This window comes from Pseudarthrobacter sp. Hb11, assembly GCF_059383655.1.
In genome coordinates, this window is the sequence record NZ_JBWZCM010000002.1 from 397,514 (window position 1) to 419,760 (window position 22,247).

General features: G+C 63.1%; 30 protein-coding genes. 7 read left to right on the top strand and 23 right to left on the bottom strand.

Features of this window, described 5'->3' with window-relative positions:
* The first annotated feature begins 6 nt into the window (after positions 1-6).
* From cpaB to AC50X7_RS05585, 6 genes are all read left to right on the top strand, one after another.
* Positions 7-765, top strand: coding sequence for a Flp pilus assembly protein CpaB (cpaB, locus tag AC50X7_RS05560; RefSeq protein WP_494978097.1), 759 nt, complete (start codon positions 7-9; stop codon positions 763-765).
* Positions 762-1,955, top strand: coding sequence for a CpaE/TadZ family protein (locus tag AC50X7_RS05565; protein ID WP_494978098.1), 1,194 nt, complete (start codon positions 762-764; stop codon positions 1,953-1,955). The genes cpaB and AC50X7_RS05565 overlap by 4 nt, the downstream gene beginning before the upstream one ends.
* On the top strand, positions 1,955-3,457 hold the full coding sequence (locus tag AC50X7_RS05570; protein WP_494978099.1) for a TadA family conjugal transfer-associated ATPase: 1,503 nt from the start codon (positions 1,955-1,957) through the stop codon (positions 3,455-3,457). Before AC50X7_RS05565 ends, AC50X7_RS05570 begins: the two co-directional genes overlap by 1 nt.
* Before the next feature lie 8 nt (positions 3,458-3,465).
* Complete coding sequence (locus AC50X7_RS05575; protein ID WP_494978100.1) at positions 3,466-4,398, top strand: type II secretion system F family protein; 933 nt, start codon at positions 3,466-3,468, stop codon at positions 4,396-4,398.
* A 7-nt stretch (positions 4,399-4,405) separates the two neighbouring features.
* Entirely contained in the window at positions 4,406-5,287 is an 882-nt protein-coding gene (locus AC50X7_RS05580; protein WP_494978101.1) for a type II secretion system F family protein, read from the top strand.
* A 92-nt stretch (positions 5,288-5,379) separates the two neighbouring features.
* Complete coding sequence (locus AC50X7_RS05585) at positions 5,380-5,844, top strand: Hpt domain-containing protein (protein ID WP_494978102.1); 465 nt, start codon at positions 5,380-5,382, stop codon at positions 5,842-5,844.
* A gap of 30 nt (positions 5,845-5,874) precedes the next feature.
* Here AC50X7_RS05585 and AC50X7_RS05590 read toward each other — a convergent pair whose 3' ends face one another.
* The gene (locus AC50X7_RS05590; protein WP_494978103.1) at positions 5,875-6,666 is read right to left on the bottom strand and encodes a response regulator transcription factor; all 792 of its coding nucleotides are present in this window, start codon (positions 6,664-6,666) and stop codon (positions 5,875-5,877) included.
* Positions 6,667-6,921: 255 nt separating this feature from the next.
* Between AC50X7_RS05590 and AC50X7_RS05595 the strand changes: the two genes are divergently transcribed.
* Entirely contained in the window at positions 6,922-8,589 is a 1,668-nt protein-coding gene (locus AC50X7_RS05595; protein ID WP_494978104.1) for a sensor histidine kinase, read from the top strand.
* A gap of 22 nt (positions 8,590-8,611) precedes the next feature.
* On the opposite strand, the gene AC50X7_RS05600 is transcribed toward AC50X7_RS05595, so the two are convergent.
* The 22 genes from AC50X7_RS05600 to rpmC all read right to left on the bottom strand — a co-directional run bounded on the left by AC50X7_RS05600 (position 8,612) and on the right by rpmC (position 22,247).
* Complete coding sequence (locus tag AC50X7_RS05600; RefSeq protein WP_494978105.1) at positions 8,612-9,505, bottom strand: tRNA pseudouridine synthase A; 894 nt, start codon at positions 9,503-9,505, stop codon at positions 8,612-8,614.
* 32 nt (positions 9,506-9,537) lie between these two features.
* The gene (gene rplQ, locus AC50X7_RS05605) at positions 9,538-10,125 is read right to left on the bottom strand and encodes a 50S ribosomal protein L17 (protein ID WP_307094349.1); all 588 of its coding nucleotides are present in this window, start codon (positions 10,123-10,125) and stop codon (positions 9,538-9,540) included.
* 71 nt (positions 10,126-10,196) lie between these two features.
* Entirely contained in the window at positions 10,197-11,207 is a 1,011-nt protein-coding gene (locus tag AC50X7_RS05610) for a DNA-directed RNA polymerase subunit alpha (protein WP_013601812.1), read from the bottom strand.
* A gap of 130 nt (positions 11,208-11,337) precedes the next feature.
* On the bottom strand, positions 11,338-11,739 hold the full coding sequence (gene rpsK / locus AC50X7_RS05615) for a 30S ribosomal protein S11 (RefSeq protein ID WP_018760435.1): 402 nt from the start codon (positions 11,737-11,739) through the stop codon (positions 11,338-11,340).
* Positions 11,740-11,793: 54 nt separating this feature from the next.
* Entirely contained in the window at positions 11,794-12,168 is a 375-nt protein-coding gene (rpsM, locus tag AC50X7_RS05620) for a 30S ribosomal protein S13 (RefSeq protein ID WP_003803743.1), read from the bottom strand.
* Between the two features lie 177 nt (positions 12,169-12,345).
* Entirely contained in the window at positions 12,346-12,459 is a 114-nt protein-coding gene (gene rpmJ, locus AC50X7_RS05625; RefSeq protein ID WP_009358722.1) for a 50S ribosomal protein L36, read from the bottom strand.
* 68 nt (positions 12,460-12,527) lie between these two features.
* Entirely contained in the window at positions 12,528-12,749 is a 222-nt protein-coding gene (gene infA, locus AC50X7_RS05630) for a translation initiation factor IF-1 (protein ID WP_009358723.1), read from the bottom strand.
* A 175-nt stretch (positions 12,750-12,924) separates the two neighbouring features.
* Complete coding sequence (locus AC50X7_RS05635) at positions 12,925-13,866, bottom strand: P1 family peptidase (protein ID WP_494978106.1); 942 nt, start codon at positions 13,864-13,866, stop codon at positions 12,925-12,927.
* 102 nt (positions 13,867-13,968) lie between these two features.
* Positions 13,969-14,796, bottom strand: a complete 828-nt coding sequence (map, locus tag AC50X7_RS05640; RefSeq protein ID WP_494978107.1) for a type I methionyl aminopeptidase — start codon at positions 14,794-14,796, stop codon at positions 13,969-13,971.
* Positions 14,797-14,866: 70 nt separating this feature from the next.
* The gene (locus tag AC50X7_RS05645; protein WP_494978254.1) at positions 14,867-15,436 is read right to left on the bottom strand and encodes an adenylate kinase; all 570 of its coding nucleotides are present in this window, start codon (positions 15,434-15,436) and stop codon (positions 14,867-14,869) included.
* Between the two features lie 5 nt (positions 15,437-15,441).
* On the bottom strand, positions 15,442-16,752 hold the full coding sequence (secY, locus tag AC50X7_RS05650; protein WP_494978108.1) for a preprotein translocase subunit SecY: 1,311 nt from the start codon (positions 16,750-16,752) through the stop codon (positions 15,442-15,444).
* A gap of 216 nt (positions 16,753-16,968) precedes the next feature.
* Positions 16,969-17,460, bottom strand: coding sequence for a 50S ribosomal protein L15 (gene rplO, locus AC50X7_RS05655; RefSeq protein ID WP_307094345.1), 492 nt, complete (start codon positions 17,458-17,460; stop codon positions 16,969-16,971).
* Complete coding sequence (gene rpmD, locus AC50X7_RS05660) at positions 17,461-17,667, bottom strand: 50S ribosomal protein L30 (RefSeq protein WP_028269574.1); 207 nt, start codon at positions 17,665-17,667, stop codon at positions 17,461-17,463.
* Positions 17,668-17,669: 2 nt separating this feature from the next.
* Complete coding sequence (rpsE, locus tag AC50X7_RS05665; RefSeq protein WP_461187378.1) at positions 17,670-18,392, bottom strand: 30S ribosomal protein S5; 723 nt, start codon at positions 18,390-18,392, stop codon at positions 17,670-17,672.
* Entirely contained in the window at positions 18,389-18,772 is a 384-nt protein-coding gene (rplR, locus tag AC50X7_RS05670) for a 50S ribosomal protein L18 (protein WP_079596676.1), read from the bottom strand. Before rplR ends, rpsE begins: the two co-directional genes overlap by 4 nt.
* A gap of 2 nt (positions 18,773-18,774) precedes the next feature.
* A complete protein-coding gene (gene rplF / locus AC50X7_RS05675) occupies positions 18,775-19,311 on the bottom strand; it encodes a 50S ribosomal protein L6 (protein WP_104042533.1) in 537 nt (178 codons plus the stop codon).
* 18 nt (positions 19,312-19,329) lie between these two features.
* Positions 19,330-19,728: a 30S ribosomal protein S8 gene (gene rpsH, locus AC50X7_RS05680; RefSeq protein ID WP_104042534.1), complete on the bottom strand. Its 399-nt coding sequence runs from the start codon at positions 19,726-19,728 to the stop codon at positions 19,330-19,332.
* Between the two features lie 94 nt (positions 19,729-19,822).
* Positions 19,823-20,404: a 50S ribosomal protein L5 gene (gene rplE, locus AC50X7_RS05685; RefSeq protein WP_104042535.1), complete on the bottom strand. Its 582-nt coding sequence runs from the start codon at positions 20,402-20,404 to the stop codon at positions 19,823-19,825.
* Positions 20,404-20,763: a 50S ribosomal protein L24 gene (rplX, locus tag AC50X7_RS05690; RefSeq protein WP_104042536.1), complete on the bottom strand. Its 360-nt coding sequence runs from the start codon at positions 20,761-20,763 to the stop codon at positions 20,404-20,406. Before rplX ends, rplE begins: the two co-directional genes overlap by 1 nt.
* A 3-nt stretch (positions 20,764-20,766) precedes the next feature.
* Positions 20,767-21,135: a 50S ribosomal protein L14 gene (gene rplN, locus AC50X7_RS05695; protein WP_024366126.1), complete on the bottom strand. Its 369-nt coding sequence runs from the start codon at positions 21,133-21,135 to the stop codon at positions 20,767-20,769.
* A 480-nt stretch (positions 21,136-21,615) separates the two neighbouring features.
* Positions 21,616-21,921, bottom strand: a complete 306-nt coding sequence (gene rpsQ / locus AC50X7_RS05700; protein WP_104042537.1) for a 30S ribosomal protein S17 — start codon at positions 21,919-21,921, stop codon at positions 21,616-21,618.
* Positions 21,918-22,247: a 50S ribosomal protein L29 gene (gene rpmC / locus AC50X7_RS05705; protein ID WP_018760452.1), complete on the bottom strand. Its 330-nt coding sequence runs from the start codon at positions 22,245-22,247 to the stop codon at positions 21,918-21,920. The genes rpsQ and rpmC overlap by 4 nt, the downstream gene beginning before the upstream one ends.

Consider the following 22,247-nt stretch of genomic DNA (forward strand, 5'->3'; position numbering starts at 1 on the left):
AACACAGTGAAGTCTCGCCTGCTCGCCGGAACGGCCGCGGTTGCCTTGGCGCTCGTGGGAGCCATCCTCATCATCGTCTACGCGAACGGCGCGGACCAGCGGGCACTGGCATCAACGGAACCCGTGGAAGTCCTTGTGGTCAAGACCGCAATCCCCGCCGGCACTCCGGTCAATGACATGACTGCCTCACTCGTAGTTGAGAAGGTCCCGGCCGCCGGGGTGTCCGATTCCGCCCTCAGCACCCTGGACAACAAGGCCGGCACTGTCAGCGCCGTGGACCTCGTGCCCGGCGAGCAGCTGTTGGAAGAACGCCTCGTCGCCCCGGCAGAGGTCAAAGCTGATGGCGCCGTCGAGGTGCCCGCAGGCATGCAGGAAGTCTCCTTCCAGCTGGAACCCCAGCGCGTAGTGGGAGGCCGGATCGACGTGGGCGACCACGTGGGCATCTCTCTGAACTTTGAGAACGGCACCGACAAGGCCGCCGCCGACGATGCCACCACCCAACTCACCCTTCGCAAGGTCCTGGTTACCGCCGTCCAGCGCGCACCCCAAACGGCCAGCGCCGAGAAACCCACCGAGGGCGAAGCGGATCCGGCAGACACCACCCTCCCCGAAGGCTCCCTCATGCTGACCGTCGCGGTCACCGACGTGGACGCCAGCAGGATCATCTTCACCTCCATCAACGGCAGCCTCTGGCTCACGAAGGAACCCCTGAACGCCAAGGACAACGGGCCCCGGACGGAACGAAAGGACGTGGTGTTCAAGTGAGCCGTTTCGTCCTCCTCTCCCCCAACGGCGAGTTCGACCAGAAGCTGCGTGCCGCCGTCGCGAACGGCCTCCGCGGCTCCGTCCAGACCATCGCCTCGGACATCCTCCCCGCCGGCCCCCAGGAGCTGTTCTCCCTCCTCAACCAGGAGCAGCCCGAAGTCCTGATCATCGGACCCGACGTCCCGTACGAAGAGGCACTACGGTTCGCCAAGGTCTTCGACGTCCAGCTTCCCGGCCTCAGCCTGGTGCTGGTCAGCGACGTGGACCAGTCCTTCCTCCTGCACGCCATGCGCGCCGGCATCCGGGACATCCTCAGCCCACAGGCGGACGCGGCCGAAATCCGGGTGCTCCTGGAACGTGCCTGCCAGTCCTTCGCCACCCGGCACCGCAGCCCCCAAACACAGGCTGAAAACGGCGGCAAGGGCCTGGTGATCGGTGTCTTCTCCCCCAAGGGCGGAGTCGGCAAAACAACCCTCGCCACCAATATCGCCATCGGCCTGGGCCAGGTCGCACCGATGAGCGTTGTCATCGTGGACCTGGACCTGCAGTTCGGCGACGTCGCCTCGGGCCTGTACCTTAACCCCGAGCACACTGTCACCGACGCCGTCTCGCCGGCAGCAGCCCAGGACTCCCTGGTTCTCAAGGCTTTCCTCACCGTGCACCCGGCCGGAATTTACGCCCTCTGCGCGCCGCCCAACCCGGTGGACGCGGACCACATCACGCCCGAACAGATCACTAGACTGCTCGAGCAGCTGGCCCAGGAATTCCAGTACGTGGTCCTGGACACCGCCCCCGGCATGCCCGAAATCGGCCTGGCTGCCATGGAACAGTGCACAGACGTCGTCTGGGTCAGCGCGATGGATATCCCCAGCCTGCGCGGCCTGCGCTCGGGCCTCGAGGTGCTCCGGCAGCTGGAGATCATGCCCGAATCCCGCCATGTTGTCCTGAACATGGCCGACGCCAAGTCCGGGCTCGACGTCCGCGACGTCGAATCCACCATCGGCGCGCCCGTGGACGTCAGCGTCCCCCGGTCCCGCGCTGTGGCGCTCTCCACCAACCGCGGCATCCCCGTCCTCCAGGAATCCAAAAAGGACCCCGCCGTCAAGAGCCTCCGCCAACTCGTCGAGCGGTTCAACCCGGCCTGGCGTGCCCAGGCCCAGCGCAAACTTCACCGAAGGGTGGTCATCTGATGAAGCTCTCCGAGCGGATCAGTGCGGTCCAGGACCGCAACCAGGCGCCCGGCAGCAACGTCGCCGTGCTCAAAGCGCCGCGCCCCGCTGCTCCTGCCGCGCCCTCGGCCATCCCGACGGCGGAGGGGCACCTTTCCGCGCGCCCCGCCGTCGTGCCGGCGCCCGACGCCGGCGCACAGTTGGTGCCCACCGCACCCAAGGTGGATGTCTTCGCAGCCATGAAGCACCGGGCAGCCACCGCCCTTTTCGAGCGGATGGGCTCCCGCTTCAACGACGCCGCCGTCACCGAGCAGGAACTCCGGGCCACCGCCAAGGAGGAACTGACCCGGATCATCGACGCCGAACAAGTCCCGCTCAGCGCCGACGAACGCACCAGGTTGGTCCGGGACGTCGCCGACGACGTATTGGGCTACGGCCCCCTCCAGCGCCTGCTGGACGATCCGGCCGTCACCGAAATCATGGTCAACCGGATGGACCAGATCTACGTGGAGCGGAAGGGCAAACTGACGCTCAGCGAGTCCCGTTTCAGTTCCGAAGAACACCTGCGCAAGGTCATTGAGCGGATCGTCTCCAAGGTGGGGCGCCGCATCGACGAGTCCTCCCCGCTGGTGGACGCCCGGCTTGAGGACGGTTCCCGTGTAAACGCCGTCATCCCGCCGCTTGCCGTGGGTGGTTCCTCACTCACCATCCGTAAGTTCAGCAAGACTCCGTTAACGGTCCAGAACCTGATCGATTTCGGGACACTGACACCGGAGATGGCTGAGCTGCTGAACGCGTGCGTCAAAGCCAAGCTCAACATCATCGTCTCCGGCGGTACAGGCACCGGCAAAACCACCCTTCTCAACGTGCTGTCCTCCTTCCTCCCGTCCGACGAACGGATCGTCACCATTGAGGATGCCGTGGAACTGCAAATCCAGCAGCAGCACGTTGTCCGGCTCGAAAGCCGGCCACCCAACACCGAGGGCAAGGGTGAAGTCACCATCCGCGAGCTGCTCCGAAACTCGCTGCGTATGCGTCCCGACCGGATTGTGGTGGGTGAGGTCCGCGGCGGGGAATCGCTGGACATGCTTCAGGCCATGAACACAGGCCACGATGGCTCCCTCTCCACCGTTCACTCCAACTCCCCCCGCGACGCGGTGGCTCGACTCGAAACGCTGGTCCTGATGGCCGGCATGGACCTGCCGCTGCGCGCAATCCGTGAACAGATCGCCTCCGCCGTGAACCTCATCGTCCAGATCTCCCGCCTGCGCGACGGCTCCCGCCGCATCACCCACGTCACGGAAGTCCAGGGCATGGAAGGAGACATCGTGACCCTCCAGGACGCGTTCGTCTTCGACTACTCCGCCGGCGTCGACGCCCACGGACGTTTCCTGGGAAAACCCGTAGCTACCGGCATCAGGCCGCGCTTCATCGACCGGTTTGAAGACCTGGGCATCCATGTCTCCCCCGCAGTCTTTGCCGGTCCCCAGGCCCCCGCAACCCAAACCACCCCCGGAAGATAGGCACGGCAATGATTCTTGCTGTTGGAGCAGTCGTCCTGCTCGTGGCCGTTAGCCTGCTGGGCGTGGCGGTGCTTTTGCCGAGCGCACCCGAGGTGCCGCTGGACCGCCGTCGCCCCTTTGAGCCCGAGCCGCCGTCGTCAATCGCCCGCCTGGCGCTCTCCGCCGTGCGGTCCTCCGAACGTCTCCTGCACGGACGCCACGTCTCCCTGTTCTCCCGCGCGGAACTCGAAAACGCCGGGCTCCGCCTAAGCCAGGCCGAGTTCTTCCTCCTGGTGGGCATCGGGGCCGGCATCGGAATGCTCGTGGGGGTAGTCACGGTAGGGCCGCTGGTGGGAATCCTGCTGGCCATCCTCGCGCCGTTCGTGGGGAAACTGGTCCTGGGATTCCTGGCCGGAAAACGCCGCGCCGCCTTCGACAGCCAGCTCGGCGATACCCTCCAACTGCTCTCGGGCGGCCTCCGTGCCGGGCACAGCGTCCTGCGCGCCATCGACGCTGCCGCCACCGAGTCGCAGAAGCCGACGTCGGAGGAGATGCGCCGGGTGATCACCGAAACCAGCCTAGGCCGTGACCTGCTGGCCGCCCTCAACGACACCGCCGAGCGGATGAAAAACGAGGACTTTGTCTGGATCTCCCAGGCCATTCAGATCAACCGCGAAGTGGGCGGCAACCTGGCCGACGTCCTGGACCAGGTGAACGAAACCATCCGCGAGCGCGCCGAAATCAAGGGGCACATCAAGGCCCTGGCGGCGGAGGGCAAGTTCTCTGCCTACATCCTCATCGCCATGCCCTTTGGCATCGTGGCCATGCTGCTGGCAGTCAGCCCCACCTACATGAACTCGATGTTCACCCATCCCCTGGGCTGGATCATGATCGGTGCCTCGTTTGTTCTTATGACCATCGGCGCGCTGTGGATGCGCAAGATCATCGACCTGAAGTTCTGAGGAAGCCATGAACCTGATAGTTCTCCTCTCCATCCTGCTGGTTTGTGTTCCCGTCGCCGGGCTGGCCTGGTCCGTCCTCACCGTGGACAAGCAGGGCCGCCTGGCGGTCAACGATCTCCTGTCGCGCGGCGCCCCACTCACAGTCGTTGAAGCCACCAAGCCTGGCATGCTCGAGGGCATCGGCCGGCGCCTCACACCGTCGTCGTATGTCTCGTTCCTGGACCGCCTGCTCGCCCTCGCCGGGCGGCCCGCCACCATGCCGCTGGGCAAAGTCCTGGGCTCCAAGCTGGGGTTGGGCCTGGCGGGCGCCACCGCGGGCATCTACCCCACTTCCATCGGCAGCACTCCCCTGATGAAGCTTGCGGGCCTGTTTCTGCTCGTCCTTGGGTATTTCATCCCCGACCTCCTGCTCTACAGCAAAGGGCAGGAACGCCAGAAAGTGATGCAGCTGGAACTGGCCAACACGCTGGACCAGATGCTGATCTCCGTGGAGGCCGGGCTGGGCTTCGAAGGGGCCATGGCCCGAGCCGGCGATAACGGCAAAGGACCGCTGGCGGAAGAGCTTGTCCGCACTCTGCAGGACATGCAGGTGGGCCGCAGCCGCCGGGAGTCCTACGTTGCGCTGGCCGAAAGGACCAACATTCCGGAGCTGCGCAGTTTTGTGCAGGCCGTGGTACAGGCGGATACGTACGGCATCGCCATCAGCCGGGTGCTCCGCGTTCAGGCGAAAGTGATGCGTGTAAAGCGCCGCCAACGCGCCGAAGAAAAGGCCATGAAACTGCCTGTGATGATCCTGTTTCCGCTGTTGTTCTTCATTTTTCCGGTCCTCTTCATCGCAATTCTCGGGCCGGCCGTCATCAACGCCGTGGTGACATTCAGCGGGCAATAAGCCCCGCAGCGAGGCTGCAAAAATGCCTCAAGTTTTACACAGGATCACCCGAAATAGGCCAGCCAACTAATTCCAGGAAGTAGCCTTGAAGAATGCAAAGTCCAGATCCCGGCTCCAGCGACAGGAGCGCAGCTGCGTTTCCACCGCAGCCCGGGATCACAACGGTTACCGCCTCGGATATTTCACAGGAGGCGGCCGGGCTCTTGCCGCTCGTTGACGCGGCGGTGCTGGAGGAGCTGGAGGACGAGCTTGCCGGCTCCGGACTAGCCCAACGGTTCGCCCGCGATTACGCAGCCATGTGGGACCTGCGCTGCTCCCGGCTTGCCGCTGCGGTGGACAGCCAGGACAGCGATTCAGCCCTGGACGCGGCCATCAGCCTGAAGATCAGCTCGGCCATGGTGGGCGGCTTGCGCCTGGCCAAGCTGGCTGAGCTGCTGGAAGTGCTCATCCGCCGGGGTGACTTTGGCCAGGGGCAGGTCCTCATGAAGCGGGTTGCCCACGACGGTGGCCAGACGGTTTCAGAGCTCCAGTCCACGTACATCCTCAAAAACGGCTAGCTCTTCGCCTTCGGCGTCCGGTCAAGGGGCCTATTCAGCGTCCGGCCTGCCCGGCGCCAGCCGGTATCCAACACCCCGCACGGTCTGCAGCCAGCGGGGCGTGACCGAATCTTCCTTCAGCTTCCGCCGCAGGTTGCCGATGTGGACCTCGACGGCGCGTTCGTCGGCCTCACTGATGTAGGTGTCCTCGTCGTAGTACTCACCGCGGACGGCCCGGACCAGATCGGCCCGGGTGCAGACAGCCCCGCCGCCGCGCAGGAGGACGTGCAGAAGATCGAATTCGCTTCTGGTGAGTCCCAGCGGCTCACCTTTAACTTCCACCGTGCGGCTCCGGTGGTTCAGCGCCAGCCCGTTGTGGTGCAGGACGGCGGAGTCCTCGGGCGGGGCGGCCGCAACTGCCGCAGCAGGCGCCGCTCCCCACCCGGACGCAAGCTCCTGACCCTTGATTTCGTGGCGGGGCCTGCGCATCATGGCTGAAACGCGCGCCCTCAGCTCCCGGGGGCGGAAAGGCTTGGCGATGTAATCGTCGGCCCCGGCATTGAGGGCGGACAGCAGGTCTGGCTCCTCGGTCCTGCCGGTGAGCATCACGACGTAGGCGTTGCTGAAGTTGCGGATCCGCCGCAGCACCTCGAAGCCGTCGATGTCCGGCAGCCCGATGTCCAGCGTCACCACGTTGGCCTGCTTGTCGCGGACCACTTCAACTCCGGCCCGCCCGTCAACCGCTGTATGCACCTCGAAGCCCGCCTGGCTCAACACTCCCTCGAGGAGGTTGCGCACATCGGCGTCGTCTTCGATTACTACAGCCACACCAAGATCGTCCATTGCTATCCCTGCGCCAGGCAGTTATGACCCCCCATCAGCCCAGCGCCAATGCCATAACCGCTCCAACCCTTTATACGCTACAGATAAGCCAAGCTGATGACATCTCTTTCAACCAAGCATTTGAAAAGTCAATTATTATGACAAGGCATGTAGATTACGAGCCGGAGAGGACGCGTGCCAGGTTGCTATACAGAAACAAGTACGCAGACGCGGCCCGAATCGGTTCCATGTCCCCGCGCGGCCGGAGCATGATCCATGGCTGAGCGCCTGTTCCCTCGCGGGCCCACCCGCTTCTTCGAGCGGCTCGGGCCCCGTTCGCAGGTTGCCCTGTGCCAGCTGCCCCTGATCCTAATCGTGGCAGCCCTTGCCGTGGCCACTCCGTTCGCTTGGCCTACGCTGTTGAACAGTCCCCTCTTTCTGGCCGGGATCCTGCTGTCCGGCGCCCTTTTCCTCGGCTGCCTCGTAGTTCCGTGGGAGCGGCTGACGCACCGCCCCTACCTGCTGATCCCCATCCTGGACTTCGTCGCGATCGGACTGCTGCGGAACGGGGCAGCTCCCCTTCTCCCGGGCCTGGCAGTGCTGGCGGTGTTCCCTGTCATCTGGCTCTCGGCCTCCGGCATGCTCACCCGGAGCAGCCTGGTCCTGAGCTTCTTCGGCCCCATGCTGATCATGGTTCCCTCCCTGGTGGGACGCTTCCCCCACCTGACGGCCTCGGACGTCACTACCACCTTCCTCTTTCCCCTCATGATGCTCTCCGTGTCCCTGGCGATCCGGTTTGCCGGCATGCACGTCCGGCTGCAGCAGCGCGAGCTGGCGGAGAAGGACAAGGAGCTCCGGGAGCTGCTCCGCGAGAGCAGGGAGCGTGAAAAGCTGCTAATGACGGTCCTTGACGCCACCGACGTCGGAATTGCCGCCGTCGACCGTTCCGGCCACTTGCTGGTGTCCAACAACCGGCAACGGAACTTCCGCCAGGCGACCCATGCCGATGACGCCGTCCCCGGCCAGGGCCACCAGCTGATCTTTGGGCAGGACAGGCGGACCCTCCTCCCGCCGGACAAACGCCCGATCAGCCGCGCCATCGCCGGCGAGTCCTTCGCGGACTACCTTGTGTGGGCTGGAGAGGGAGCGGAGCAGCGGGCCGTGACGACGGCGGCCCGGCCGCTGGTCAGCGAGGACGGCCAGCTCACTGGTGCCGTAGTGGTTTACAGTGACGTCACCGGCTGGGTGGAGGCCCTGGCGGCGAACCAGGAACTTGTCTCCAACGTGACGCACGAGTTCAAGACGCCCCTGAACTCCATCATCGGCAACGTGGACCTGGTACTCGACGACGTTGCCGCCTTGCCGCCGCAGGTGGCCCAACGCCTGCTGGTGGTTGAGCGCAACGCCGAGCGGCTGCTGGCGCTTGTGGCGGATTTGTCAGCTTCGGCGTCCGCTGCTCTCAACGTCCACCCCAAGCGCACGGACCTCGCCAGCCTGGTGGAGACCAGCATCGGTTCCGCGCAGGCACAGGCGGAGCACGCGAACATCCTCCTCACCGCCGACGTTCCCTCGCCCCTGTGGGCCTACGCGGACCCGCTCCGGATCGGGCAGGCCCTGGACAACCTCGTGTCCAACGCCATCAAGTACTCTCCCGACGGCGGGAGCATCAGCATCAGCGCCAACAGCACCAAGGAGTGGGTGCAGCTCAGCGTCAGCGACACCGGGATGGGAATCAGCGGCGAGGACACTGCCAGGGTCTTTAACCGCTTCTATCGAACCGAGTCCGCCAAGGGCGCCGCCATCGCCGGCGCGGGGCTGGGCCTGTCCATCACCAAGATGATTGTGGAGCGTCACGGCGGGAAGATCACGTGCGCCAGCGGTCAGGGCCGAGGGAGCACATTCACCCTGACCCTGCCGGCGGAGGGTCCGCCGCCGTCGTTCTAGTGCCAGGGAGCAACCGATTGGTTCAGTGCTCCCGCCGGGCCCGGGTGAGTTCTGCGCGGGCAAGGAGCTCGTCGTCGGACGGGTAAGCCACTTCCTCGAGGACCAGCGGGTGCGGCGCCGCCAGCACGGACTTGGCGTCCCGCTTCTTCGCCAGCAGCCGCTCGTGCAGCCAGCCCGGCTCCTCCACGCCCTCCCCCACGTACAGCGCGGAGCCGATCAGGGCGCGCACCATGTTGTGGCAGAACGCGTCGGCCTGGACGGTGGCCACAATGACGCCGTCTTCGGCCCGGGCGAACTCGAAGCGCTGCAGCTCGCGGACGGTGGTGGCGCCCTCCCGGGGCTTGCAGAAGGACAGGAAGTTCTGCAGCCCCAGGAGCTTGGCGGCGCCCTCGTTCAGCAGGGAAACGTCCAGTGGGTTCTTGTGCCACAGCGTGGAGTACCGGCCCAGCGGGTCCCACAGGGCGGGGCCGTCGGCGATGCGGTAGCTGTAGCGCCGCCACAGGGCGGAGAACCGGGCGTCGAAGCCCGGGGGCGCCAGTGAGATCCGGTGGACCTCTATTGCCCCGGTGAGGTCGCCGAGCACCCGGCTCAGTGCGCCGCGCATCCTGCGGAGCATGGCGACGGCGGGATCGAGCTCGTGCCCCCGCGGAAGTCCCAGCCACTCGGCTTCGGTGAGGTCCAGGTGGACCACCTGGCCGCGGGCATGGACCCCGGCGTCGGTGCGGCCGGCGACTGTCACTCGGACGGGACGCCGGACCAGCATATGCAGCGCCTCCTCGAGGACGCCCTGTATTGTGAGGCGCCCGGGCTGCAGTGCCCACCCGCTGAAGGGCCCGCCGTCGTACGACACATCAAGCCGGATACGCAAAAACCCGCCGCCCCCGATAACGGGGGCCGCGGGTTTTTGGTGGTTCATAGACTCAAGTCTATGCGAAGGAAATCAGCGAATTACTTCGCGTCCTTCTCTTCAGCAGCCGGAGCTTCGGGAGCTTCCTCAGCGGCCGGAGCCTCTTCAGTTGCAGCTTCTTCAGTTGCAGCTTCTTCAGCAACGGGAGCTTCAGCAGCTTCGGTCTCGGCAACCTCAGCCTCAGGTGCTTCCTCGGCAGCCGGAGCAGCCTTGTCTGCATCGCGCTTGGCAGCAGCAGTAGCCTCGGCTACAACGGCCTGCTTGGCGGAAACGGGCTCAAGGACGAGCTCGATAACAGCCATGGGAGCGTTGTCGCCCTTGCGGTTGCCGATCTTGGTGATGCGGGTGTAGCCGCCGTCGCGGTTCTCCACAGCCTGGGCGATGTCGGTGAACAGCTCGTGGACGACGCCCTTGTTGCTGATCAGGCCGAGCACGCGGCGGCGGGAAGCGAGGTCGCCACGCTTGGCGAAGGTCACCAGGCGCTCTGCGTACGGCTTCAGGCGCTTGGCCTTGGTCACCGTGGTGGTGATCCGCTTGTGCTCGAACAGTGCTGCTGCCAGGTTCGCGAGCATGAGGCGCTCGTGAGCCGGGCCGCCTCCGAGGCGCGGACCCTTAGTGGGGGTAGGCATAATTGTTTCTCCTCAAATGGAAGCCGTGGGCTGTGCACACCATGGTGCCCGGCCCGCGGCCAAGGTCTGGTTTAGAGTTCGTCGTCGCCGAAGGCGGCGTCGTCCTCTTCGATTGCTGCGGCGCGTGCTGCGAGGTCAAAACCGGGAGGCGAGTCCTTGAGGGACAGGCCCAGTTCAACCAGCTTTGCCTTGACCTCGTCAATGGACTTGGCACCGAAGTTGCGGATGTCCATCAGGTCAGCCTCGGAGCGGGCAACGAGTTCACCCACGGTGTGGATGCCCTCACGCTTGAGGCAGTTGTAGGAACGGACGGTAAGGTCCAGATCCTCGATCGGCAGGGCCATGTCGGCTGCCAGGGCAGCGTCGGTGGGCGACGGGCCGATCTCGATACCTTCAGCTGCGGTGTTCAGCTCACGTGCCAGACCGAAGAGCTCCACCAGGGTGGTGCCTGCGGAAGCGACAGCATCGCGCGGGGCGATGGCCTGCTTGGTCTCGACGTCGACAATCAGCTTGTCGAAGTCGGTGCGCTGCTCAACACGGGTTGCTTCCACGCGGAAAGTAACCTTCAGTACCGGCGAGTAGATGGAGTCGACCGGGATACGGCCGATCTCAGCATCGCCGGACTTGTTCTGAGCTGCCGAAACGTAGCCGCGGCCGCGCTCGATGGTCAGTTCGAGTTCGAACTTGCCCTTCGAGTTCAGCGTAGCGATGTGCAGATCCGGGTTGTGGAATTCGACGCCGGCCGGCGGAGCGATGTCCGCGGCGGTGACGACTCCGGGGCCCTGCTTGCGCAGGTAAGCGACAACCGGCTCATCGTGCTCGGAGGAGACCGACAGGCTCTTGATGTTCAGGATGATCTCAGTGACATCTTCCTTGACACCCGGAACCGTGGTGAACTCGTGCAGCACGCCATCGATCCGGATGCTGGTTACAGCGGCACCGGGGATGGAGGAGAGCAGGGTACGGCGGAGTGAGTTTCCGAGGGTGTAGCCGAAGCCCGGTTCCAGCGGTTCAATGATGAAACGCGAACGGTTTTCGGAGACTACCTCTTCGGAGAGGGTGGGGCGCTGTGCAATGAGCACTTAGGTTTCCTTTCGGCGAGCATCCGCTATATGACGCAACACAGGTGGTGGAAATTCGGTCTGAAGACTTAACGCGCTGGGCTTGCCCGGACCATCAACGGTCCGGGCAAGCTCATGCGGCGGAAAAGCCTTAGACGCGGCGGCGCTTCGGCGGGCGGCAGCCGTTGTGCGCAGCGGGGGTGACGTCCTGGATGGAGCCAACCTCGAGGCCTGCGGCCTGCAGCGAACGGATCGCGGTTTCGCGTCCTGAGCCCGGTCCCTTGACGAAAACGTCAACCTTGCGCATGCCGTGCTCCTGGGCACGCTTGGCAGCGGCTTCGGCAGCCATCTGGGCAGCGAACGGGGTGGACTTGCGTGAGCCCTTGAAGCCGACCTCACCTGAGGAAGCCCAAGAGATAACAGCGCCGCTCGGATCCGTGATGGAAACGATGGTGTTGTTAAACGTGCTCTTGATGTGCGCCTGGCCCAGCGCGATATTCTTTTTGTCCTTCTTACGCGGCTTGCGAACCGCGCCACGAGTCTTCGGGGGCATTATTTCTCCTACAGAAAGTTATTGGGGAAAGTACCGTTAATCCCGGACGGGATTTTAACGGGCCTTCTTCTTGCCGGCGACGGTGCGCTTCGGGCCCTTGCGGGTACGGGCGTTGGTCTTCGTACGCTGTCCGCGTACGGGCAGGCCCTTGCGGTGGCGCAGGCCTTCGTAGCTGCCGATTTCAACCTTGCGGCGGATATCTGCTGCTACTTCGCGGCGAAGGTCACCCTCAACCTTGTAGTTGCCTTCAATGTAGTCACGCAGCTCAACCAGCTGTGCATCAGTCAGGTCCTTGACGCGAACGTCAGCGCTGATGCCAGTGGCAGCCAGGGTTTCGTGTGCACGGGTCTTGCCCACGCCGTAGATGTAAGTAAGCGCAATTTCCAGCCGCTTTTCGCGGGGAATGTCTACGCCAGCGAGACGAGCCATAGTGGCAATGCTCCTTGAATAAACCGGAGGTCGTAAGCAGTACACCCGCACGTTCTGCGCGGCCCCGGCCTCCGACCGGGGGTTAGCTGTCCGGGCTCATACGTCCCAATTCAGCTTGTGCTGCCTTTTATTTACTTGCGTGGGTTAGCAACCCAGGATTTCCTTCAGGGAAGGAAATTAGCCCTGGCGCTGCTTGTGGCGCGGGTTCTCGCAGATCACCATGACCCGGCCATTACGGCGGATCACTTTGCACTTTTCGCAGATCTGCTTGACGCTCGGCTTGACCTTCATGGCATTCCTTTGCGTGTAACAGTTGGTCAACTGGAGCGGCTCAGCTCGCACTGAAGCCGCCCAGCAATTTACTTGTAGCGGTAGACGATACGACCACGGGTGAGGTCGTACGGGCTCAGCTCCACCACTACGCGGTCCTCAGGGAGAATCCTGATGTAGTGCTGACGCATCTTTCCAGAGATGTGTGCCAGTACGATGTGCTTGTTGGTGAGCTCAACGCGAAACATCGCGTTAGGCAGCGCCTCGGTCACAACGCCTTCGATCTCAATGACCCCGTCCTTCTTGGCCATACCCTCCGCTAACTGTTGTTGCCGCAGTCCCGCCGGATTGCACCGGGCATGACCACGAACGTTTTTGTTGGATCGATTGTCAGCTCCAGGCCCCAAAAGGGCGTGGCAGTCCAGACAACCAACAAGCAACACTACTCTGTATCGCCGCAAAAGTTAAATCGGCCATAGTAACGTACTAGGCGCCGTACGCACCATATTCCCCGGCTGGAGTGCTCACGGCTTGAGCACTGGCCACGCCATCCAGGATGGCCAGACGTACGACGTCGGCTGCCGCACTCTGCAGCGTAATGAGGCTCATCTGCCGGGCAGCTTCGTCCGTGCGGTCCAGGTGAACTGAATTCGTCGCGAGGCAAAAGACGGTGTCCCCATCGGCCAGAGTGTGGCTGGGAGTTAGAGCCCGGGCAATTCCAGCGTGGGCAGCAGAGGCTGTCCGCCTGCACTCGGCCACGTCCAGGATCGCATTGGTGCCGACGACGACAAGCGTGGTGTTGAGCGGTGCCCCGTTGCTGGATTCCGCCCTAACAGCCGAAGCCCTCTGGGTCGTTGTGTCGAACGGCAGTCCCAGCGCATTCACCACGGCCAGTGCCCCGACTACGACCCCATTGTCCAGCGTGACGGAGGCAGTACCTACTCCCCCTTTATAGACTCTGGCGATTAGCGCTCCGGTGCCGGCTCCAACGTTGCCGCGTTCGACGTCGTGCCCCTCCTGTTGCGCAGCGGCGGAGGCAATTGCCGCGTAGCCCATGTCCGCCGTCGGACGCGCCGAAAAGTCACCGCCGCGGCCGAGGTCGAAGATCGCAGCTGCCGGGACAATAGGTACTACTCCCCCTGGAACGGCGAAGCCCCGTTCATTTTCCTCGCACCAGCGCTGGGCACCGGTGGCAGCTGCAAGGCCGTAGGCGCTGCCGCCGGTGAGCACCACGGCGTCCACTGCGCTGACCAACGTGGTGGGGTCGAGTGCATCGGTTTCGTGGGTGGCCGGGCCGCCGCCTTGGACGTCCACTGAACCAACAGTGCCCAGCGGCGGCAGGACCACTGTCACGCCGGTGAGCCAGCCGTCGTCGGACTTCTGCGTCTGCCCTACCCGGATCCCCGGCACGTCAGTAATGGCTCCCATGACACCCATTGTTCCCCCTCCCCCAACTGGCTCGCACTTAGCGTCCTCAAACGCCGTTTTCACGACGTTAAATGCGAGTCAGTTGGGAAGGGAATGGGGAAACTACGGGATCGGGACGGGGGTGACGCCGAGGGGCACGAGGTGCTCCGCGCCGCCGTCGGGCGCTGAAAGCACCCAGATGCCCTTGTCGTGGACCGCAACGGAGTGCTCCCACTGGCAGGAGCGCTGGCCGTCCGTGGTGACCACGGTCCAGTCGTCTTCCAGCACGGCGGTGTCGATGCTGCCCCGGACCAGCATGGGCTCGATCGCCAGGCACAGGCCCGGCCTGATCTTGGGGCCGCGGTGGCTGGTGCGGTAGTTCAGCACGTCCGGCGGCATGTGCATTTCCGAGCCGATGCCGTGGCCCACGTAGTCCTCGAGGATGCCCAGCGGCTTGCCCGGCACGGAGGACACGTAGTCGTCGATGGCCGCGCCGATGTCGCCCACGTGCTTGCCGGTGGCCAGTGCCGCAATACCCCGCCACATTGCTGCACGGGTGACGTCCGAAAGGCGCTGATCCTCGGGGTCAGCGGTGCCCACGATGACGGTCCGGGCAGAGTCGGAGTGCCAGCCGTTGACGATCGCGCCGCCGTCGATCGAGATGATGTCGCCGTCGCGGAGAACGCGGCTGCCGGGGATGCCGTGCACCACTTCCTCGTTGACCGAGGTGCAGATGGTGGCCGGGAAACCGTGGTAGCCGAGGAAGTTGGACTTTGCGCCGGCTTCATTCAGGACTGCCGCGAAGACGTCGTCCAGGTGCTTCGTGGTGACGCCGGGGACCGCTGCGGCCACGGCAGCGTCGAGGGCACGGGTCAGGACCAGGCCTGCTTCATGCATGGTGCGCATCTGGGCGTTGGTCTTGTATTCGATGCGGGGCTGGCCAAAGGCCATGGTGTTTCCTTTCAAATGGCTGAGGCTCCTCCCGTTTACCGGGAGGAGCCTCGGAAATGCTTTGCCTGGATCAGGCTGCCTGTGCGGCCTTAATGGCCTGCATCACGCGATCGGTGACCTCGTCGATGGGGCCAATGCCGTCAACCTGGGTGAGGATGCCGCGCTCGGCATACTTGGCCACCACGGCTTCGGTCTGCTCGTGGTACAGGTCAAGGCGGTGGCGGATGACGGCTTCATTGTCGTCGCTCCGGCCCGTTTCCTTGGCCCGTCCCAGCAGGCGGTGTACCAGTTCCTCGTCGTCGGCAGTCAGCTGCAGGACGACGTCGAGCTTCTCTTCGCCCTGGGCGAGGATCTCGTCGAGGTAGTCCACCTGGGCGGTGGTGCGGGGGTAGCCGTCAAGCAGGAAGCCGCTTTCGACGTCGGACTCACCGAGCCGGTCGCGCACCATCTTGTTCGTGACGCTGTCCGGCACAAAGTCCCCGGCGTCCATGTACTTCTTGGCTTCAATGCCAAGGGGCGTCTCGCCCTTTACGTTTGCACGGAAGATATCGCCGGTGGAGATCGCCACAACGCCGAGGCGCTCCGAGATCCGCTCCGCCTGCGTTCCTTTTCCGGAACCGGGAGGTCCAATAATCAGCATTCTCGTCATCGCAAAAGCCCTTCGTAGTGACGTTGTTGTAGCTGCGCATCAATTTGCTTGACGGTTTCCAGGCCAACGCCCACCATGATCAGGATCGAGGTGCCACCGAACGGGAAGTTCTGGTTTGCGTTGATCAGTACCAGTGCCACCAGCGGAATCAGCGCCACGAAGCCCAGGTAGAGGGCGCCGGGCAGCGTGATCCGGGAAAGCACGTACTGCAGGTAGTCGGCGGTCGGTTTGCCCGCACGAATACCTGGGATGAAGCCGCCGTACTTCTTCATGTTGTCCGAGACCTCTTCAGGGTTGAAGGTGATCGCAACGTAGAAGTAGGTGAAGAACACGATCATGGCGAAGTAAAGCACCATGTAGATCGGCTGGTCGCCGCGGACCAGGTTGTTGTTGATCCATTCAACCCACGGCTGGATCTGTTCCCCCTGCCGCGGCTGGTTGAACTGCGAGATCAGGCCCGGCAGGTAGAGCATGGAGGAAGCGAAGATCACCGGGATAACGCCGGCCATGTTGACCTTGATGGGGATGTAAGTGCTGGTACCACCCACGGTGCGGCGGCCAATCATCCGCTTGGCGTACTGCACCGGCACGCGGCGCTGCGACTGCTCAACGAAGACGACGAGGGCCACGGTCAGCAGGCCAACGGCGAGGACGGTAAAGAACGTTCCGGGACCCTGCGAGCTCCAGATGGCGCCAAGGGAGGTGGGGAACGTGGCCGCGATGGAGGTGAAGATGAGCAAGGACATACCGTTGCCCACACCCTTCTCGGTGACGAGCTCGCCCATCCACATGATCAGGCCGGTGCCGGCCGTCAGGGTGATGATGATCAGGATGGTGGTGATGACGCTGCTGTCCGGGATGATCGGCAGGTTGCAGCCAGGCAGGAGCTGCCCGGATCGCGCCAGGGATACCAGCGTGGTGGCGTTCAGCAGGCCAAGGGCGATGGTGAGGTACCGGGTGTACTGGGTCAGTTTCGACTGACCGGACGCGCCCTCTTCGTAAAGCTGCTGGAACCGGGGAATGACCACCCTGAGCAACTGGACGATGATGCTTGCCGTGATGTACGGCATGATGCCCAGCGCGAAGATGGACACCTGGAGCAACGCGCCGCCGCTGAACAGGTTAACGAGCTGGTACAGGCCACCTGCGGTCTGACCGTTCTGCAAGCATTGCTGGACATTCTGGTAGTCCACACCAGGCGAGGGAATGAAGGCACCCAAGCGGAAGATGGTGATGATTCCCAGCGTGAACAACAACTTGCGTCGCAGATCAGGCGTGCGAAAGGCCCGGCCAAATGCGCTAAGCAAGCGTCCTCCTGGTGGTAAATAAGAATGGTGTGATGCGGATCTATGGATCCCAACACCCGAGTCTAACGGTTGGATGCGCCATGCGAACAATCGTGGGAAGCACAAAGGCGATGTGCGGCGGGAAAGATACGCCCGGCGGATGTGAAAAAACTCCCGGCCTCCAGGGCCTAAGCCCCGGAAACCGGGAGTCAACAACGGGCTTGGCGCCCACCGGCTCTAGAGAGCGGTGGTGCTTCCGCCTGCTGCAGCAATCTTTTCAGCGGCGCTGGCCGAGAATGCGTGGGCGGTGACGTCAACCTTGACGGTGATGTCGCCGGTGCCCAGCACCTTGACGGGCTGGTTCTTGCGAACGGCGCCCTTTTCGACCAGGTTCTCCACGGTGACTGTGCCACCTTCCGGGAACAGCTCGTTGAGCTTGTCCAGGTTTACAACCTGGAACTCCACCCGGAACGGGTTCTTGAAGCCGCGCAGCTTCGGCAGGCGCATGTGCAGCGGCAACTGGCCGCCGGCAAAGCCAGCCTTGACCTGGTAGCGGGCTGCAGTACCCTTCGTGCCACGACCGGCGGTCTTACCCTTGGAACCCTCACCACGACCAACGCGGGTCTTGGCGGTCTTGGCACCCGGGGCGGGACGCAGGTGGTGAACCTTCAGGGCGTTCTGCTTCTCAGCAGCGGCGCTCTGAGCCTTGTCAGCAGTGTTCTCTGCCATTTACTTCGCCTCCTCTACCTTTACCAGGTGCGGAACCGTGTTGAGCATTCCCACGGTTACGGCATCGGCGGTGCGGACAACGGTGTGTCCAATCCGCTTCAGTCCGAGGGACCGCAGGGTGTCGCGCTGGTTCTGCTTGCCGCCAATGGCGGACTTGATCTGAGTGATCTCCAACTGGGTGTCGGAGGGAATCAGGTTTTTAGCCATAACTAGACACCTGCCTTCGAATTCAGGAGAGCCTTCACCAGTGCCGGCGGAGCGATCTCGTCGAGGGGCAGGCCACGGCGTGCTGCCACTGCTGCCGGCTCTTCGAGGCGCTTCAGGGCATCAACGGTCGCGTGAACGATGTTGATGGCGTTGGAGGAACCGAGCGACTTGGAGAGGATGTCGTGGATGCCCACGCACTCCAGTACTGCACGGACCGGGCCGCCGGCGATAACACCGGTACCGGCGGAAGCCGGACGCAGCATAACGACGCCTGCAGCAGCCTCACCCTGAACGCGGTGCGGGATGGTGCTGCCAACGCGGGGAACGCGGAAGAAGGACTTTTTGGCCTCTTCTACGCCCTTCGCGATTGCGGCAGGAACTTCCTTAGCCTTGCCGTAGCCAACGCCGACCATACCGTTGCCGTCACCGACGACGACCAGGGCGGTGAAGCTGAAGCGACGACCACCCTTGACCACCTTGGAGACGCGGTTGATGGTGACGACGCGCTCTACGAACTGGCTCTTCTCGGCTTCACGGCCGCCGTCGCGGCCGCCACGGCCACCACGGTCGCCGCGGCCCTGGCCACGGTCGCCACGCTCGCCGCGACGAGCGCCGCCACGGCGGTCGTCGGCAGCTGCGGGAGCAGTGGTCTCAGTGGCAGCTACGGCTTCAGTAGCCTTCTGATCTGCAGACACAGTGTCCTTTTCCTTGTTTGCTTCCGTCACAGTGACAGCCCACCTTCACGTGCACCGTCAGCGACGGCGGCGATCCGGCCGTGGTACTTGTTACCACCGCGGTCGAAGACAACAGCTTCGATACCGGCAGCCTTGGCACGCTCTGCGACGAGTTCGCCAACGCGCTTGGCCTTGGCAGTCTTGTCGCCGTCGAATGCACGAAGGTCGGCTTCCAGAGTGGAGGCGCTCGCTACGGTCAGGCCCTTGGTGTCATCGACAACCTGGACGAATACGTGGCGTGCGGAACGGTTGACGACCAGACGAGGACGTACAGCCGTACCGGATATGCGCTTACGGATACGAAGCTGGCGGCGGCTGCGCGAAGCAGACTTGCTCTTGTTCGTACGCTTCTTGTTAATTGAGATGGCCATGGTTACTTACCAGCCTTTCCGACCTTGCGGCGGATGACTTCGCCGGCGTAACGGATGCCCTTGCCCTTATAGGGGTCCGGCTTCCGCAGCTTGCGAATGTTGGCAGCAACCTCGCCGACCTGCTGCTTGTTGATTCCTGAAACAGAGAGCTTGGTCGGGGTCTCAACTGCAAAGGTGATGCCGTCCGGTGCGGAGACATTGACCGGGTGGCTGTAACCGAGAGCGAACTCAAGGTCAGATCCCTTGGCCTGAACGCGGTAACCGGTACCAACGATTTCAAGCTTCTTCTCGTAGCCCTTGGTAACGCCCTCGATCATGTTGGAGATCAGGGTGCGGGTCAGGCCGTGGAGTGAACGGGAGGCGCGCTCGTCGTTCGGGCGGGCGACAGTCAGGGTGTCTGCTTCCAGGGAAACCTCAATCGGGCTGGCCACAGTGTGGTTCAGCTCGCCTTTGGAACCCTTGACGCTGACGACAGAGCCGTCAACCTTGACCTCAACGCCGGCAGGAACGGTGATGGGGAGACGTCCAATACGTGACATTATTCTCTTCCTTTCCCGTTACCAGACGTAAGCGAGGACTTCGCCGCCCACGCCCTTCTTGCCGGCCTGCTTGTCAGTCAGGAGGCCGGAAGAGGTGGACAGGATTGCGACACCCAGGCCACCCAGCACGTGCGGCAGGTTGGTGGACTTTGCGTAAACACGCAGGCCCGGCTTGGAGATACGACGAACACCAGCGATTGAACGCTCGCGGTTCGGTCCGAACTTGAGCTCGATGGTCAGCTTCTTGCCAACCTCAGCGTCTTCTTCCTTCCAGCTGGCAATGAAGCCTTCGGCCTTAAGGATGTCAGCAACGCGTGCCTTGAGCTTGCTGTACGGCATGGACACGGAATCGTGGTATGCCGAGTTTGCATTGCGCAGACGCGTAAGCATGTCTGCGACAGGATCTGTCATTGTCATGGTGGGCTCTTGCCCTTCCTCATAACGGTTTCCGCGGTACTTGCTTCCTGAACAGAGTCAGAAGCCGTACCGCCGGACCTTTTACGTAGTTAGATTAGTCTTCGGCCTTGAACGGGAAACCAAGCGCCTTGAGCAGCGCACGGCCTTCGTCATCGGTCTTGGCAGTGGTGACAACCGTGATGTCCATACCGCGGACGCGGTCGATCTTGTCCTGGTCGATCTCGTGGAACATAACCTGCTCGGTCAGACCGAAGGTGTAGTTGCCGTTACCGTCGAACTGCTTGCCGGAGAGACCACGGAAGTCCCTGATACGGGGCAGTGCGAGGCTGACCAGACGGTCCAGGAATTCCCACATGCGGTCTCCACGCAGGGTAGCGTGTGCACCGATGGGCATGCCTTCGCGCAGCTTGAACTGAGCGATGGACTTGCGGGCCTTGGTTACCTGCGGCTTCTGGCCGGTGATCTGGGTGAGGTCGCGGACAGCGCCGTCGATCAGCTTGGAGTCCTTGGCGGCATCTCCAACACCCATGTTCACAACGACCTTCACGAGGCGCGGAACCTGGTTGACGTTTTCGTACTTGAATTCCTCAATGAGCGTGCTCTTGATGGAATCGGCGTACTTGGTCTTCAGACGAGGAACGATCTTCGTTGCCGGAGTCTCGAGAGTCTCAGTCATTAGATGTCCTTCCCTGAGCTCTTGGCCACGCGGACGCGCACTTCGCGCTGGACGCCATTGCGCTCAACAGTCTCGGTGCGGAAGCCAACGCGGGTGGGCTTCTTGGTGGACGGGTCAACCAGAGCCACGTTGGAGATGTGGATCGAAGCTTCAACAACCTCGATGCCACCGGTCTTGGTGCCGCGCTGCGACTGACCGACCTTGGTGTGCTTGGTTACGCGGTTGATGCCTTCGACCAGCACGCGGTTGGTCTCGGGGAACACGCGCAGGACCTTGCCCTGCTTGCCGCGGTCGCCGCCACGCTCAGCCTTGGCGCCAGTGATGACCTGAACGAGGTCACCCTTTTTGATCTTAGCCATGGACTAGAGCACCTCCGGAGCCAGAGAAACGATCTTCATGAACTTCTTGTCACGAAGTTCACGACCAACCGGTCCGAAGATACGGGTACCGCGGGGGTCACCGTCAGCCTTCAGGATCACAGCTGCGTTCTCGTCAAACTTGATGTAGGAACCATCCGCACGGCGGCGTTCCTTCTTGGTACGGACGATGACTGCCTTGACAACATCGCCCTTCTTTACGTTGCCGCCGGGGATTGCATCCTTGACGGTTGCGACAATGACGTCGCCAATGCCTGCGTAGCGACGGCCAGATCCACCGAGAACGCGAATGGTAAGGATTTCCTTAGCACCCGTGTTGTCGGCGACCTTGAGTCGCGACTCCTGCTGAATCACTATTTACTCCTTGCGTCGCGCCGGTTCTCAGACCGAAAATCTTCCTACGGAATGAGCCTTGCGGAACGGTTGATCGGGGTGTCTCTTGACCTGCCTGGATTTTGCCAGACCAGGCCTAAACTCCCGTGCCAGAAGCAGTTGCTCCCATCCGGTCCAGGAGATCCTGGGCGCAAGGGGGCACTATGCTGTGGCACGCTTGTTTACGAGGTTAGATGTCGGCGCACGAAAGGCGCCATACAAACTCAAAATCTTAGCACGTTTTCCGCTCATCCCCATATCACCGCCGGCGCTCCCCCGCAAGACGGACGACGGCGTTACGCACGGCAGCCTCTCCGCCCACCCTGCCTGCCACTCCCCCACCAAGATGCCGTGCCGCCGTCGTGCACTCACCAGGGCATGTTCGGGGTGACGCTCCGCCGTTAAAGCGGAAACCCCCGCTCCCAAAGGGAGCAGGGGTTCCGGATACCGAAGCAGCAGGTGCTACTTGGCCTTCTCGAGGATTTCCACGAGCCGCCAGTTCTTGGTGGCGGACAGCGGACGGGTCTCGGCGATGACAACGAGGTCGCCGATGCCGGCGGTGTTCTCTTCGTCGTGTGCCTTGACCTTGGAGGTACGGCGGATGACCTTGCCGTACAGGGCGTGCTTCACGCGGTCTTCAACCTGAACAACGATGGTCTTTTCCATCTTGTCAGAGACCACGTAGCCGCGACGCGTTTTGCGGTAACCGCGCTGCTCAGCCGTTGCTGCGGTAGCAGTTTCGGTCACGTTCTCGTCCTTTTCACTCACTTGGCATCCTCCTCGGTCTCAACCGTTTCAGCCTTTTCGGCCTTCTTGGTTGCTGCCTTCTTGGACTTCTTTTCTTCCTTGGCTTCCACAACCGGTGCGGCAACCTCGGCACGAATGCCCAGCTCGCGCTCACGGAGAACGGTGTAGATGCGGGCGATGTCCTTCTTTACCGCGCGCAGCCGACCGTGGTTCTCCAGCTGTCCGGTGGCGGACTGGAAACGCAGGTTGAACAGCTCTTCCTTGGCCTTGCGGAGTTCTTCAACGAGACGCTCGTTGTCGAAACCGTCCAGCTGTGCGGGAGCCAGATCCTTGGATCCTACTGCCAT